This window comes from Mycobacterium asiaticum (genome assembly GCF_001673315.1).
Classification (GTDB): Bacteria; Actinomycetota; Actinomycetes; order Mycobacteriales; family Mycobacteriaceae; genus Mycobacterium; species Mycobacterium asiaticum_B.
In genome coordinates this window covers 1-13341 of sequence record NZ_LZLQ01000150.1, presented here as the reverse complement: position 1 = coordinate 13341, position 13341 = coordinate 1, and the positions used below count along the sequence as shown (strand labels likewise).

Sequence of the window (13341 nt, the reverse complement as noted above, 5' to 3'; positions counted from 1 at the left end):
GCTGGGCGAGCTGTGGACGCGTGAAGCCAGCTTCACGCTCACGCTCGAATGTGAAGCCAGCTTCACGCTGGGCGAGCTGTGGATGCGTGAAGTGCCCCCGCGGCCGACACTTGAAACGCTGCCGTTGTGGCAGAGCCATTCATCGGCAGTGAGGCCATCGCCGCGGGAACTCTGACGAAGAGCCAGTTGGCAACCCGTTACAGACGACTGTTCCGTGATGTCTACGTTGATCCGTATATCGAGATCACCGCTGAACTGCGTGCCCACGCCGGATGGCTGTGGACCGGACGGCAGGGAGTAATCGCGGGGTTCTCTGCGGCCGCCGTGCACGGCAGTGAGTGGATCGATGGTACGAAGCCGGTGGAGTTGATCCACGACAACCGACATCGATTGCCCGGAATCCAGCCGCGCGGGGACCATATCGGAACAGACGAGATCGAGGTTATTGCTGGCTTACCTGTAACAACACCAGCCAGGACAGCTCTCGACCTCGGCTGTTGGTACCCGACTATGACTGCCGTCGCCGCGGTCGATGCTTTGGCGCGGGCGACAGATGTCAAGTCGACCGACATCGAGGCCTTGATCGACAGGTATCCCGGCCGGAGAGGTGTCCGGCGGGCACGGACGGCGGCCGGATTGTTCGATGCAGGCGCACAATCACCGAAAGAATCTTGGTTGAGAGTTACGTTGATCGAAGCGGGGATACCACGACCTCGGACGCAGATCCCGGTCAGCGATGAGTTTGGTGAGATATTCGCGTTCCTCGACATGGGCTGGCCCGAACTCAAAGTTGCGGTGGAGTACGACGGCGAGCAGCACAGGACCGACCAGCGGCAGTACAAATGGGACAGTCGGCGGCGGGAAATCTTAGAGCGGCTCGGCTGGATCGTGGTCCGCGTACTTGCTGGTGATCGACCGGCCAACATCGTTCGCCGAGTTCGTGACGCATTGGCTCGCCGAGCGTGAAGCTAACTTCACGCTCACGCTCGAATGTGAAGCTAGCTTCACGCTCGGCGCGGAAGGGGGGGCGCAAAAGGACCGACACCCAGCACCTAGGCCGGGACCAACTCCACGCCAGACAGCACCACGGCGTTGTCGCGCGCGGGCGCGACCACACCGGCCAGGAAGCGGCCGTCCTCTTTCCAGACGTTCACTTGCAACGTTTCACCGGGATACGCCACACCCGAAAAACGGGCGCCGTAGGCGCCAATGGCCGCCGCGTCGCCGTCCAGTAGCGCGTCAGTGATGGCCTTGCAGGTCATGCCGTAGGTGCACAGCCCATGCAGGATGGGTGCGGGAAAGCCTGCAGCAGCGGCGAATACGGGGTCCGAATGCAGTGGATTGCGATCACCGCACAGCCGGTAAAGCAACGCCTGTTGCGGCAGGATCGGCACCGCGAGTTCGAGGTCCGGCGCTCGGTCCGGTGCGGCGTCCGACCCCGAGGGGCCGCGGTCGCCGCCGAATCCGCCTTCACCGCGGGCGAAGATCGACCTCTTCTGCGTCCACAACAAGGTGCCGTCGGGCGCTGTCACCGTCGTCTCGCTCCAGATCACCGCGGCCTTGCCCTTGTCCCAGATGTCGGTGAACCGGGTGACCGCGGTACCTGAACCCGAAGGTGGCAGCGGCCCAGGCACTTCCACTCGCTCCGAGGCGTGCAGTACTTTGCTCAGCTCGATGTCGATGCCTGGGAACTGAACGGTCGGAGGTTTGGTCATGTGAAACGACGCGGCGACATTGCCGAAGGTGGGCAACACCTGCGGCGTCTCGTCGACGAGATAGCGCAGCTCGCGCTGGTTCAGCGGATCGGCGCCGGCACCCAGACCCAGATGGTAGAGCTGGATGTCGCTACTGGTCCAGGAGAATTCGATCGGGTCAAGCTCAGCGGCGAGCGCGGTGTCGACATCGATCGGCATGTCAGTTCACTCCCGCAATGTGCAGTGCGGCCAGGTACCCGAACGTCATCGCCGGCCCGATGGTGCCACCCGGCCCGGGGTAGGTGTGTCCCATCACCGGCGCGCTGACATTGCCTGCAGCGTACAGACCTTCGATGATGCTGCCATCGTCGCGCAGGGCACGCCCGTGAACATCGGTGCGAATCCCGCCCTTGGTGCCCAGGTCCCCTGGCACCATCTTCGCGGCGTAGTAGGGCGCATGGGCGAGCTCGCCGAGGTTGGGGTTCGGCTTATTGGTCGGGTCGCCGTAGTACTTGTCGTAGGCACTTTCGCCGCGGTGGAAGTCCTGATCCACCCCGGCGCGCGCGAACGCGTTGAAACGGGCGACCGTCTCGGTGAATTCGTCTACGGGTAGACCCGCCTTGGCGGCCAGCTCCGCCAGGCTGTCAGCCTGGATGATGACGCCCGATTCCATCCATTTACGCGGAATGCGTTGCCCCGGTTGCAGTCCCGCAAAGATGTAGCGGTCCCGGTACTGCTGGTCGAACACCAGCCACGCGGGAATGTTCTCGCCCGGCCCGGGGCCTTGCCCGTATTGGCCGCCGTACATGTGGTGACACGCTTCCACGTAGGGCATCGACTCGTTCATGAACCGCTTGCCGGACATGTTGACGATGATCGAACCGGGGGAGTTACGCTCCGACAGCGCGAACCATGGTGCGCCCACCAGTGGCACCGTCGGACCCCACCAGGCGTCCTCCATCAGATCGAGTGCGGCGCCTAGCTTTTCGCCGGCCAGGATGCCGTCGCCCGTGTTCGCCTGCGCGCCGACGGTCCACTCGGTGGTGATCGGCGCACGCTGATACTTCACCCGCATCTGCTCGTTGTGCTCGAAGCCGCCGGACGCGAGGATCACGCCACGACGGGCCCGGATCAGCCGCGAGTCAGCCGCCTCGGCGCCCGCCGCGTCGCGCACATAGACTCCCCGCACCACGCCGTCTTCGACGTACAGGTCCGTCAGCGCGGTGTTGAGCACCACCGGAACCCCGGCCTGCTGCAACCCGATTCGTAGCGGTCCGATCAGCGCCCGACCCATGCCGACCAGATTTTTACCGGTCGACTTGGCCCACATCGTCCGCGCACCCACCTTCAGGCTGCGCAGCACACCTCGGGGGTGGCGCTTGAGCATGTTCAGCCGAACGTAATCCTGCTGCATGACAACCACATTGAGCGGGACCTTGCCGTAAGCGGGTTCCAGCCCTGCTTCATCAGCGCCCAGCTTGCGGGCGTCGAACGGCTTCGGCTCGATCGAGCGGCCCTCGGCACGCCCACCGGGTGCTTCCGGGTAATAGTCGGAGTAGCGAGGCACCCAGCACATCTTCAGCGGGGTGTGCTTCAAGACGAACGACAGCATCTCGGGGCCGCGCTGTAAGTAGGTGTCGATACGTTCCGGTTCAACGACATCGCCGACGATGCCGTGCAGGTAGGTGCGGGCCGCGTCGGGGGTGTCCTTCACTCCGTCGCGCCGCAGGACTTCATTGTTCGGGATCCACACGCCGCCGCCGGAGCGGGCGGTCGAACCACCGAAGTGCGGCGCCTTCTCGATGACTACTGTCGAGAGACCTCGGTGCGCAGCGGTCAGCGCAGCAACCATGCCGGCGCCGCCGCTTCCGACCACGACGACGTCGTACTCCTGTGCTGTCATGTAGAACACGTTATAGAATTGCCCGGGTCGGGCGCTACTGGCCCGGTCACGACAACGAGGGGACTTCGGCAAATGCTCCGTGATGCGACCCGTCAGGAGCTTGCGGCGGACCTGGCGCAGGCTGAACGGAGCCGCGAGCCCATCGGCCCGCTGACGGCCGCGTACCCCGATATCGACGTCGTCGACGCATACGAGATCCAGCTGATCAACATCCGGCAGCGCGTCGCCGAAGGGGCCCGGGTGGTGGGTCACAAGGTGGGCCTGTCGTCGAAGGTGATGCAGCAGATGATGGGCGTCGACGAGCCCGACTACGGGCACCTACTCGAGGACATGCAGGTGTTCGAGGACGTCCCAGTGCAGACGTCGAGGTATCTCCTACCCCGGGTGGAAGTCGAGGTGGGGTTCATCCTGTCCGCCGACTTGCCCGGCGCCGAGTGCACCGAGGACGACGTGCTGGCTGGGACCGACGCGTTGGCTCCCGCGATCGAGCTGATCGACACCAGGATCAAGGACTGGCAGATCAAGATCTGCGACACCATCGCCGACAACGCCTCATCGGCAGGCTTCGTGCTCGGCGCGGCTCGCGTACCGCCGACCGACATAGACGTCCGGAACATCGACGCGAAACTGACCCGCAACGGGGAGCCGATTGCCGAGGGCCGCAGCGACGCGGTGCTGGGGAATCCCGTCACCGCGGTGGCCTGGCTGGCCCGCAAAGTGGAAAGCTTTGGCGTGCGGTTGAAGAAGGGTGACATCGTGTTGCCCGGATCGTGCACCTTTGCTGTCGATGCGCGGGCAGGCGACGAATTTGTCGCCGACTTTGCCGGCCTGGGTGCCGTTCGTCTGTCGTTCGAATAAGGAGTGCGCCATGCCTTCGAAGGCAAGTGTTGCGATCGTCGGATCGGGAAACATCAGCACCGATCTGCTGTACAAACTGCTGCGATCGGACTGGCTGGAACCGCGGTGGATGGTGGGCATCGACCCTGAGAGCGAAGGTCTGGCGCGGGCCCGCAAGCTCGGGCTCGAAACGAGCCACAAAGGCGCCGACTGGCTGCTGGAGCAGCCCGAGAAGCCCGACCTGGTGTTCGAGGCGACCAGTGCTTATGTGCACAAGGACGCGGCGCCCAAATACGAGGCGGCCGGAATCCGGGCGATCGACCTGACGCCGGCCGCGGTCGGTCCGGCCGTCATCCCACCGGCGAATCTGCGCGAGCATCTGGACGCGCCGAACGTCAACATGATCACCTGCGGGGGACAGGCCACTATTCCGATCGTCTACGCCGTGTCCCGGGTCGTGGACGTGCCCTATGCCGAAATCGTGGCGTCGGTGGCGTCTGTTTCGGCGGGGCCCGGCACGCGTGCCAACATCGACGAGTTCACCAAAACCACGTCTCGTGGTGTGCAGACCATCGGCGGCGCCGCGCGCGGTAAGGCGATCATCATCCTCAACCCGGCCGATCCACCCATGATCATGCGCGACACGATCTTCTGCGCGATCCCCGAAGACGCCGACCGCGACGCAATCGCCAAGTCCATCAACGACGTCGTGGCGGAGGTGCAGACATATGTGCCTGGCTATCGATTGCTGAACGAGCCGCAGTTCGACGAGCCGTCGATGAACTCCGGTGGCCAAGCCTTGGTCACGACGTTCGTCGAGGTGGAGGGCGCCGGGGATTACCTGCCGCCCTATGCGGGAAATCTGGACATCATGACCGCGGCCGCGACCAAGGTGGGCGAGGAGATTGCCAAGGAGACGCTGGCCGTGACGGGAGGCGCACGATGACCACGTTGCCGACGATGCAGAGCGCAGCGATGAGCAGGAGGCGCCGTAATGACTGATATCTGGGATGTTCGGATCACCGACACCTCGCTGCGCGACGGGTCACACCACAAACGGCACCAGTTCACCAAGGACGAGGTGCACGCGATCGTGACGGCGATCGACGCCGCCGGGGTTCCGGTGATCGAGGTGACCCACGGTGACGGACTGGGTGGCTCGTCGTTCAACTACGGGTTCTCCAAGACGCCCGAACAGGAGCTGATCAAGCTCGCCGCCGAGACCGCTCGGGACGCCAAGATCGCGTTCCTGATGTTGCCCGGAGTGGGCACCAAAGAAGACATCAAAGAAGCGCAGGACAACGGCGGATCGATCTGTCGGATCGCCACTCACTGCACCGAGGCCGACGTCTCCATCCAGCATTTCGGCCTGGCGCGTGAACTGGGCCTGGAAACCGTCGGGTTCTTGATGATGGCCCACACCATCCCGCCGGAGAAGCTGGCCGCTCAGGCCCGCATCATGGCCGACGCGGGTTGCCAGTGCGTCTACGTCGTCGACTCCGCGGGCGCCCTGGTGCTCGACGGCGTCGCTGACCGGGTGGCTGCGCTGGTCGCCGAGCTTGGTGAGGACGCGCAGGTAGGTTTCCATGGGCACGAGAATCTCGGGCTCGGGGTGGCCAACTCGGTTGAGGCGGTGCGCGCCGGTGCCAAGCAGATTGACGGCAGTGTGCGCCGGTTCGGTGCAGGTGCGGGTAACGCGCCGGTGGAGGCGCTGATCGGGGTGTTCGACAAGATCGGCGTCAAGACGGGCATCGATTTCTTCGACATCGCCGACGCCGCCGAGGATGTGGTCCGTCCGGCCATGCCGGCTGAATGCCTGTTGGACCGCAACGCCCTGATCATGGGGTATTCGGGCGTGTACTCCAGCTTCCTCAAGCACGCGATCCGCCAGTCCGAGCGCTACGGCGTGCCGGCCCACCAGCTGTTGCACCGTGCCGGTCAGCGCAAGCTCATCGGCGGCCAGGAAGACCAGTTGATCGACATCGCTCTGGAGATCAAACGAGAGCAAGAAAGCGCTGCAGCCGGGGCCAGTTAGGGGCGCCGCGGTAGCCTGGTCGGTATAGGTCGGGGACTCTAGCGATAGAGGCTTCCCACGGGGCGGATATGAACATGAAGCACTTTGCAGCCGGAATAGCGATCACCGCGGCCGTCTGCGTACTCGCCAACAATCCTATGAGCATTCCGGCCATCGGTGTCGGCATGCCGGTCGCGCACGCGAAGCCAGGTGGCGGCGGCAGCGGCGGGACAGCGGGCAGCGGCGGCACCGGTGGGATGGGCGGTACTGGCGGCCTCGGCGGAGTTGGCGGTGCGGCCCTCGGGTCAGGTACCGGTGGTGCCGGCGGCAACGGCGGCACCGCCGGTGGAGCCGGTGTAGGCGGCAAGGGCGGTACCGGTGGCTATTCCAGCCTTTCAGCAAACGGTGCCGGAGGTAGCGGCGGTGCTGGCGGTGTCGGAGGTCTTGGCGGTCAGGGCGGGAGCGGCGGCGACTCCGCCGATGGCCTCGCCGGTGACGGCGGTACCGGCGCCGACGGTGCCGCAGGTGCCATCGGCGGCGTTGGCGGCGTGGGTGGCTACAACCCCGTTCAAGCGGCCTCGGGTGCCGAGGGTGCCGGGGGTGGCGGCGGTGCCGGCGGCAACGGTGGCGATGGTGCCGCGGTGGCCGGCCCGTCCGGTAACGGCGGAAACGGTGGCGCTGGCGCCGACGGTGCCGGCGGTGGCGCTGGCGGTGCCGGTGGTAACGGCGGGCAGGTCGGCAACGGCGGCGATGGCGGTGCCGGCGGTGACGGCAAAGCCGGTAGGTCCGGCGGACCCGGCACCGTCGGGGATAACGGGGACCCTGGCGGCCCCGGTGGGAGCGGCTCCGCTGGCTTTGCCGGCGGCAACGGCGGGGCTGGCGGTGCCGGCGGTTCCATCTCAGGTGATGGCGGCATCGGCGGCGACGGCGGCACCGGAGGCGACGGCGGCGCCGGCGGGACCGGCGGCACCAGCTTCGGCCTCACCAGCGGCGTCGGCCCTCATACCGGCGTCGGCGGCGACGGTGGGGTCGGCGGCAATGGAGGTGCCGGTGGCGTTGGCGGTACCGGCGGCCAGGCACTGGGGTCAGGCGACGGAGGGTACGGCGGTCGTGGCGGTGACGCCGGTAACGCCGGCAAAGGTGGCAACGGTGGCCATGGCGGCAGCTCTCCCCCGCAGTACGCCGAAGACGGCGCGCGCGGTGGCAACGGCGGAGTCGGAGGCATCGGCGGCACCGGCGGTCGCGGCGGGTTGGGCGGCGCGGCCAATGGGACGGGCGACGGCGGTGGCGGCGGGTCGGGCGGCAGTGCCGGCAGTGGTGGCTACGGTGGCTTCGGCGGCGATGGTGGCAACGGTATCCAAGGAGATACCCGTAGCCATGGCGCTGACGGTGGCACTGGTGGTAACGGCGGCACCGGCGGACGCGGGGGCGATGGTGGTGATGGCGGCTATAGCCTGTCAGGCTTCGGCGGTGCTGGTGGTAACGGCGCGAATGGCGCCGACGGAGCGTGGTACGGCGAGGGCGGCCTGGCCGGCACCGGCGCAGGTGGTAATGGGAGCAACGGGGGGGACGGTCAGAAAGGTGCCGGTGGCGCCGGTGGCACCGCTGGCGCCGGTGGCTCTGGTTTCCCGCCTGGCCCCGACGGCGCTCCCGGCAACCACGGCACGTGACGATATTCTGACGGTCGATGGCTGCCGACCTCAGTTACAGGTACGCGTTCGGGACCTACGAGGACGCGCTGAAGATGGTGGGCTTTCGCACCGAGCCGCGGGTTGCGGGAACTGTGGTGAGCGGGGCCCGGATCCAGCATTTCGCCGCGCTGGTGCGCGACAGAAACCCTGCGTATTGGGACCAGGACTTCGCGACCCAGGTGTGGGGCGGGCTGGTCGGTCCGCCGGGAATGTTGATGAGCTGGCTGATTCCGCAGCCGTGGTCCGCTGACGGTGTTCGGCCGGCGGCTGCGCTGGTGATCCGGGTTCCCCTGCCGGGCAGAACCTTTGTCAACGCATCCAACGAGGCCGAGTTCTTGATTCCGGTGGTGGAGGGCGATCGGCTCTCGATCGTGGAGGAGGTGGTGTCGGTGTCGGCGGAGAAAACCACCAAACTCGGTGTCGGACACTTTGTTCAGACGCTCGACACCTTCCTGCGTGACGACGGGGCCGTGGTCGCGTTGAACCGCAATACCTTGTTCCGCTTCAATCCGCGCGAGGCCGCGGAATGACCCGTGAAGCCGGATCAGGCCGGTTCGACTGGCACGGATTGACCGTTCCCGTCGACTTGCCTGAGGTTGTCGACGAGATCAGCTACGAACGAGTGGTAATGAACGCGGGCGCGACCTGGGATTATTTCCCTGGGCACTTCAATCCCGAATACGCCAAGCGCCAAGGCCATCCGACGATCTTCGTCAACACGATGCATCTCGCCGGCTTCGTCGACCGGGTAGGCACGGACTGGGCGGGTCCCTACAGCCGAGTCCTGCGGCGCAAGATGTCGTTGCTGGGTTCGATCTATGCCGGCGACACAATGATCGGCCGAGGAAGTGTTATAGCCAAGCGTTGCAACACCTCTGGGGCGAATCCCCAATTTCTCATCGACGTAAAGGTTGATGTTTACAACCAGCGCGAAGAACTCTGCTGTCCGGCCGAGGTCACTCTCGAGGTGTTGGTGGCATAGCTCACCTGGGTAGCGGAGGTAGCTTTCCGTTACACGCCACCGATTGCAGTTCGACGTATTCGTCGAGGCCCTCGGGTCCGAACTCGCGCCCGATCCCCGAATGCTTGAAGCCCCCGAACGGGGTGCTGATGTCGAGCATGTACATGTTGATGCCGTAGGTGCCGGTGCGCACCCGCGCCGCGATCTCCAGGCCGTGCGCGGTGTCCGCGGTCCACACCGAACCGGCCAAACCGTAGTCGCTGTCGTTGGCGATGCGGATAGCGTCGTCTTCGTCGGCGTAGGTGAGTACGGTCAAGACCGGACCGAATATCTCCTCGCGCGCGATGCGCATGCCGTTCTCGGCATCGGTGAACAGCGTGGGGCGCACGTACCAGCCGCGCGGGGCCGGGCTGTCCGCACCCCCGACGACGACGCGGGCGCCCTGCTGTTGACCGGACCGGATGTAGTCCTGCACCCGTTGCTGTTGTCGTTGTGCGACAAGGGGTCCGATGTCGGTCCTCTCGTCGCTGGGGTCGCCGACGGCCAGCGTCGACATCATATCGGCGAGTGCCTCAACAAGCTCATCGTGCCGGCGTTGGCTGACCAGGATGCGGGTCTGGGCCACGCAGGCCTGGCCGTTGTTCATCAACCCCGCCGTCTTCAATCCGGTCACCGTCTTGGTGATGTCGGCGTCGTCGAGGACGATCGCCGCCGACTTTCCGCCGAGTTCCAGGCTCACCCGTTTCAGCTGTTCCCCACACAGTGCGGCGATGCGGCGTCCGGTGGCGCTGGAACCGGTGAAGGCAATCTTGTCCACACCGGGATGCCGCACCAGTGCCTCGCCGACGTCAGGGCCACCGGGGATCACCGAAACCACCCCCTCGGGCAGCTCGATCTTCTCGATCATCTCGGCCAACCACAAAGCGTCCAAAGGGGTTTCGGGAGCGGGCTTGATGACCACCGTGCAACCTGCAATCAGGGCGGGAATCAGTTTGGGCATGATCAGGCACTGCGGCACATTCCATGGCACGATCGCCCCGACCACACCAACCGGGGTGCGGTGTAGCTGCGCTTCACCGAGCACACCGCGGCGACGCTCCACCCACGGGAAGTCGCGTGCGGTCGCCAGCGCGAGATGGATCATCGAGGCGGCACCGGCTGCCTGACCGAGCCGGCTGAAACTCCGCGGCGAACCCATCTGCGCGGTGATCAGGTCGGCCATCTCATCGATGTGACGTCCGTAGATCGATGCCAGCGCTTCGACTTTTTGCATTCGGTCCTGAGGGGACAGGCGGGGCCAGGGTCCGTTGTCGAACGCGTCCCGGGCGGCCGCGACGGCAGCGTCCACATCAGCTGGACCGGCGGACGGCACGTGCGCTATTGGCTGCTCGGAATGCGGTGAGATGACCGCGATCCGCTCGGACGTGGACGGCTGACGCCACCGACCGCCGATGAAAAGTTGGTCGTAAGAGCGGAGATTCGCCGTCATCGCGGGCACCACCTCAGGGCAGGAGACGGTCATTATCGCTATTGATGCTAACATAGCAAAAAAGCCGAATTCCGCTGCGGCAGGCCGACGACATTCCCGTGAGGCGAGGCGTGACATGACGAGCGACTGGCGCAGCTATCCGTTCGAGCTGGTCCCCGGCGACCCGCAGTTGCTTTTCCCCGAAGCCGAGGGCCAGCACCCCGGTCAGGAGTCCGACACCTGGTTCCTTGCCGGCGAACTGACGGCGGGCACGGGTCGCTCGTTCGCGTTCCTGACGATTTTCAACAGGAACCGCCCAGGTGGATCGATCGTCGCCGACTTCTACACCTTCGCGTTGTTCGACCTTGACACGGGTCACTACGGCACCTATACTGATTATGACATGCCGCCGGACAGCGTGGAGCGGGGCGGCGGGCCCAAATTGTCCACGGCAGTAGGGCATTTGGATCTTGCGTACCAAACCGACGTGGGGGCCGCCAGCTGGACCACGTCACGCGACGGCGGGGGCGAGTTGCTGCCCTACACCTATGCGGTGAACCTGGTTGGCACCGATCAGGACGGGCGAGCCATGCACCTGGAGTTGACGGTCACGCCGACGCGCGCGCCAACGCCGCTGGGCGCCTCAACCTACAACGGCAGGATCGCCTGCTTCGGCCAGGATGACACCTACTCCTACTTTCAGACCGGGATGCGGATGGCCGGTACCTTGCGGTGGGGTGATCTCGAAGAGCAGGTCACCGGGACGGCCGGACACGTCGACCGGCAGTGGTTCCCTAGGTATGCCGGCGGCGGCTCCGGGGAACCGCCGCGGACCAGGTCGCATGAATGGCGCACCATCAACTTCGACAACGGCGTCGATATGAGTATCTGGCGCCAGTTCCTGCGCACGAATCACAATGCGTTGCAACCCTTTACCGGAATCACGACGAGCTATCCCGATTCCCGGTCGGCCGAGTGCTTCGAGGATTTCGAAGTGACCATCACCAGCTACGTTCAATGGCCGAATTCCATCAGGTCCTTGATCCGCCCACCCGCGTCGGCAAGGTACATGCCTGATCGTCATCGGATCACCTGCGCCGCACTGCAATTGGATATTGAGGGCGAGCCGTTGGTGGCGGCTCCGGCGCATGGGCTGCCGATCGAGTACATGGAGGGGCCTTATCGGTACCGTGGCACGCTGGCGGGAGAACCGGTGACCGCGTTCGCATTCAACGAGCGTTCGCTGGCCTTGTACCGGGATTGGGAGCTGGTTCAGGTGCTCTCGGCCACCGTGGCCAACCGCGCACCTGTCGACCCCGAACTGCAGAGCGCGGTCGCAGAGCTTACGACCCTGGTGGAATCGGGCCGTCGCGAAGAGGCGTTGAAATTGGTTGCGAAACTGCGTCCGGACCAGCACGACCCCTTGGCCGGAATTCTGGACGATTTGAGTACTGCGCTGTCAGCGCAGTGAATCGACTGCGCGCTGCCACTCGATGTGGCGGTGCTGCAGGCCGGGCTCGTTGCGGCCAAACAGAAGCTGCTCGCGCGCACCGGATTCCAGGTTTTCCTGCAGTTTCTCGACCAGTCGGTAGTCCTCGTCGCGGACGGTGGCGTGCGCGTACTCGAAGACGGCCTGTGCACCGGCGGCCACTGATTCGTCAGCAATGTCCAGGGGTGTCGAATTCTGGTGGACGGTAATCGAACGACCGGCGCGGTCGCTGGGATAAACCCGAAACAGCTCGCCGTTAGCCATCGTCACCGAGATCACGATGTTCGGGAACAGCGCATAGATGACGACGAAGTTATTGAACGGAATCCATTGGTCTTCGGGCACATTCTCGAGATCCAGGATGGTGTTGAGCGGAAAGATCAGCCGATGATGCGGTCCGTATGCATCGAACACCGTGCAGTTGCTGCGCGCGATGGTGGCGAAAGTTTTCTCGTGCACGGTGGCGAAATGGTAGTTCTCGGCAAAGGTGTCGATCGCAAGTTTCCAGTTGATGGGGGAGTCGAGCACTTTTTCGCCCAGCGGAGACCAACGTCCGATACCCCATGAGTCGAGTTCGTCGGCCAGTGGTCCCAGATGGGCCGCGACGTCCAGGGTTGCGCCGGGATCCAGTGCGATCCAAAGGAATCCGGCGAATTCGGCAGCCGGCAGCTCGGTCAGGTGGTCGGACTTCAGCGTCGTTTCGGGGAAGCCCTCGCGGCCCGGCACCGCGACGAGTCGGCCCGCATTGTCGTAGGTCCATGCGTGATACGGGCAGGTGAACCGTTTGGCGACGCCGCATCCCGAGGCCACCTGCGCCTGGCGGTGCAGGCAGACGTTGTCGAATGCTTTGACCGACCCGTCGGATGTCCTGGTGAGCAGGATGGATCTGCCCATCACCGTCTTGGTGCAGTAAGCGCCCGGCCGCGGCAACTCCGAGACGTAGCCGACCAGTTGCGGGCTCGACATCACCATGGCCCTGTCGCGGGCGTGCCGTTCGGAGGAGGTGTACTCGCGAGCGCCGACCCGGTGGGGTGCCGGCGCGAGGTCGGTTGTCTTGTCGCGGGCCAGTTTCAGCGCGCGCCTGGTGAGGTCGATGAGTTGGTCGTGATCCATCGGAACTCCCGTCGGCAAAATCGGTGCCGGTCAAGTTGGACCTAACTTTACTAACTTTATAGTGACAGCGTCAGGGCAGTGGACGGGACGCTTTCGCCGAGCCTGCGGTGGGTGTACTGGGTCTGCGGTGGGTGCAGCGAGCCTGCGGTGGCTGTACCGAGCCTGCGCTGG

At 65.2% G+C, this 13341-nt stretch carries 12 protein-coding genes; 8 read left to right on the top strand and 4 right to left on the bottom strand.

Features of this window, described 5'->3' with window-relative positions; all coding sequences use genetic code 11:
* The first annotated feature begins 126 nt into the window (after positions 1 to 126).
* A complete protein-coding gene (locus A5636_RS24395; protein ID WP_065161221.1) occupies positions 127 to 966 on the top strand; it encodes a DUF559 domain-containing protein in 840 nt (279 codons plus the stop codon).
* 86 nt (positions 967 to 1052) lie between these two features.
* Here the strand turns inward: A5636_RS24395 and A5636_RS24390 are convergent, their stop codons facing one another.
* Both A5636_RS24390 and kstD read right to left on the bottom strand, forming a co-directional pair.
* Positions 1053 to 1913 carry a MaoC family dehydratase gene (locus tag A5636_RS24390; protein WP_065161220.1) on the bottom strand — a complete coding sequence of 287 codons (861 nt, stop codon included), beginning with the start codon at positions 1911 to 1913 and terminating at the stop codon, positions 1053 to 1055.
* Position 1914: 1 nt separating this feature from the next.
* Positions 1915 to 3597: a 3-oxosteroid 1-dehydrogenase gene (gene kstD / locus A5636_RS24385; RefSeq protein ID WP_065161238.1), complete on the bottom strand. Its 1683-nt coding sequence runs from the start codon at positions 3595 to 3597 to the stop codon at positions 1915 to 1917.
* 72 nt (positions 3598 to 3669) lie between these two features.
* Here kstD and A5636_RS24380 point away from each other — a divergent pair, with 72 nt between their 5' ends.
* The 6 genes from A5636_RS24380 (at position 3670) to A5636_RS24355 (ending at position 9121) form a co-directional block, all read left to right on the top strand.
* On the top strand, positions 3670 to 4455 hold the full coding sequence (locus A5636_RS24380; protein ID WP_065161219.1) for a 2-keto-4-pentenoate hydratase: 786 nt from the start codon (positions 3670 to 3672) through the stop codon (positions 4453 to 4455).
* Between the two features lie 10 nt (positions 4456 to 4465).
* Positions 4466 to 5380: an acetaldehyde dehydrogenase (acetylating) gene (locus A5636_RS24375; RefSeq protein WP_065161218.1), complete on the top strand. Its 915-nt coding sequence runs from the start codon at positions 4466 to 4468 to the stop codon at positions 5378 to 5380.
* 48 nt (positions 5381 to 5428) lie between these two features.
* Positions 5429 to 6469 (top strand): 4-hydroxy-2-oxovalerate aldolase, encoded by a 1041-nt coding sequence (gene dmpG / locus A5636_RS24370; RefSeq protein WP_065161217.1) that lies wholly within the window; start codon positions 5429 to 5431, stop codon positions 6467 to 6469.
* A 74-nt stretch (positions 6470 to 6543) separates the two neighbouring features.
* Positions 6544 to 8118: a hypothetical protein gene (locus A5636_RS27670; protein WP_155763986.1), complete on the top strand. Its 1575-nt coding sequence runs from the start codon at positions 6544 to 6546 to the stop codon at positions 8116 to 8118.
* Between the two features lie 17 nt (positions 8119 to 8135).
* Positions 8136 to 8669 carry a MaoC family dehydratase gene (locus A5636_RS24360; RefSeq protein WP_065161215.1) on the top strand — a complete coding sequence of 178 codons (534 nt, stop codon included), beginning with the start codon at positions 8136 to 8138 and terminating at the stop codon, positions 8667 to 8669.
* Positions 8666 to 9121, top strand: a complete 456-nt coding sequence (locus A5636_RS24355; protein WP_065161214.1) for a MaoC/PaaZ C-terminal domain-containing protein — start codon at positions 8666 to 8668, stop codon at positions 9119 to 9121. Before A5636_RS24360 ends, A5636_RS24355 begins: the two co-directional genes overlap by 4 nt.
* A 1-nt stretch (position 9122) precedes the next feature.
* Here the strand turns inward: A5636_RS24355 and A5636_RS24350 are convergent, their stop codons facing one another.
* Positions 9123 to 10589, bottom strand: coding sequence for an aldehyde dehydrogenase (locus tag A5636_RS24350; protein ID WP_065161237.1), 1467 nt, complete (start codon positions 10587 to 10589; stop codon positions 9123 to 9125).
* Between the two features lie 115 nt (positions 10590 to 10704).
* Between A5636_RS24350 and A5636_RS24345 the strand changes: the two genes are divergently transcribed.
* Entirely contained in the window at positions 10705 to 12039 is a 1335-nt protein-coding gene (locus A5636_RS24345) for a lipocalin-like domain-containing protein (protein ID WP_065161213.1), read from the top strand.
* Here A5636_RS24345 and A5636_RS24340 read toward each other — a convergent pair.
* Positions 12028 to 13170, bottom strand: coding sequence for an aromatic ring-hydroxylating oxygenase subunit alpha (locus tag A5636_RS24340; protein ID WP_065161212.1), 1143 nt, complete (start codon positions 13168 to 13170; stop codon positions 12028 to 12030). The genes A5636_RS24345 and A5636_RS24340 overlap by 12 nt on opposite strands.
* Between the last annotated feature and the right edge of the window lie 171 nt (positions 13171 to 13341).

Excerpts from the sequence above, each read along its gene's own strand:
- A5636_RS24390 (WP_065161220.1), bottom strand. The coding sequence starts at position 1,913 with ATGCCGATCGATGTCGACACCGCGCTCGCCGCTGAGCTTGACCCGATC.
- kstD (WP_065161238.1), bottom strand. The coding sequence starts at position 3,597 with ATGACAGCACAGGAGTACGACGTCGTCGTGGTCGGAAGCGGCGGCGCC.
- A5636_RS24380 (WP_065161219.1), top strand. The coding sequence starts at position 3,670 with ATGCTCCGTGATGCGACCCGTCAGGAGCTTGCGGCGGACCTGGCGCAG.
- A5636_RS24375 (WP_065161218.1), top strand. The coding sequence starts at position 4,466 with ATGCCTTCGAAGGCAAGTGTTGCGATCGTCGGATCGGGAAACATCAGC.
- dmpG (WP_065161217.1), top strand. The coding sequence starts at position 5,429 with ATGACTGATATCTGGGATGTTCGGATCACCGACACCTCGCTGCGCGAC.
- A5636_RS27670 (WP_155763986.1), top strand. The coding sequence starts at position 6,544 with ATGAAGCACTTTGCAGCCGGAATAGCGATCACCGCGGCCGTCTGCGTA.
- A5636_RS24360 (WP_065161215.1), top strand. The coding sequence starts at position 8,136 with ATGGCTGCCGACCTCAGTTACAGGTACGCGTTCGGGACCTACGAGGAC.
- A5636_RS24355 (WP_065161214.1), top strand. The coding sequence starts at position 8,666 with ATGACCCGTGAAGCCGGATCAGGCCGGTTCGACTGGCACGGATTGACC.
- A5636_RS24350 (WP_065161237.1), bottom strand. The coding sequence starts at position 10,589 with ATGACGGCGAATCTCCGCTCTTACGACCAACTTTTCATCGGCGGTCGG.
- A5636_RS24345 (WP_065161213.1), top strand. The coding sequence starts at position 10,705 with ATGACGAGCGACTGGCGCAGCTATCCGTTCGAGCTGGTCCCCGGCGAC.
- A5636_RS24340 (WP_065161212.1), bottom strand. The coding sequence starts at position 13,170 with ATGGATCACGACCAACTCATCGACCTCACCAGGCGCGCGCTGAAACTG.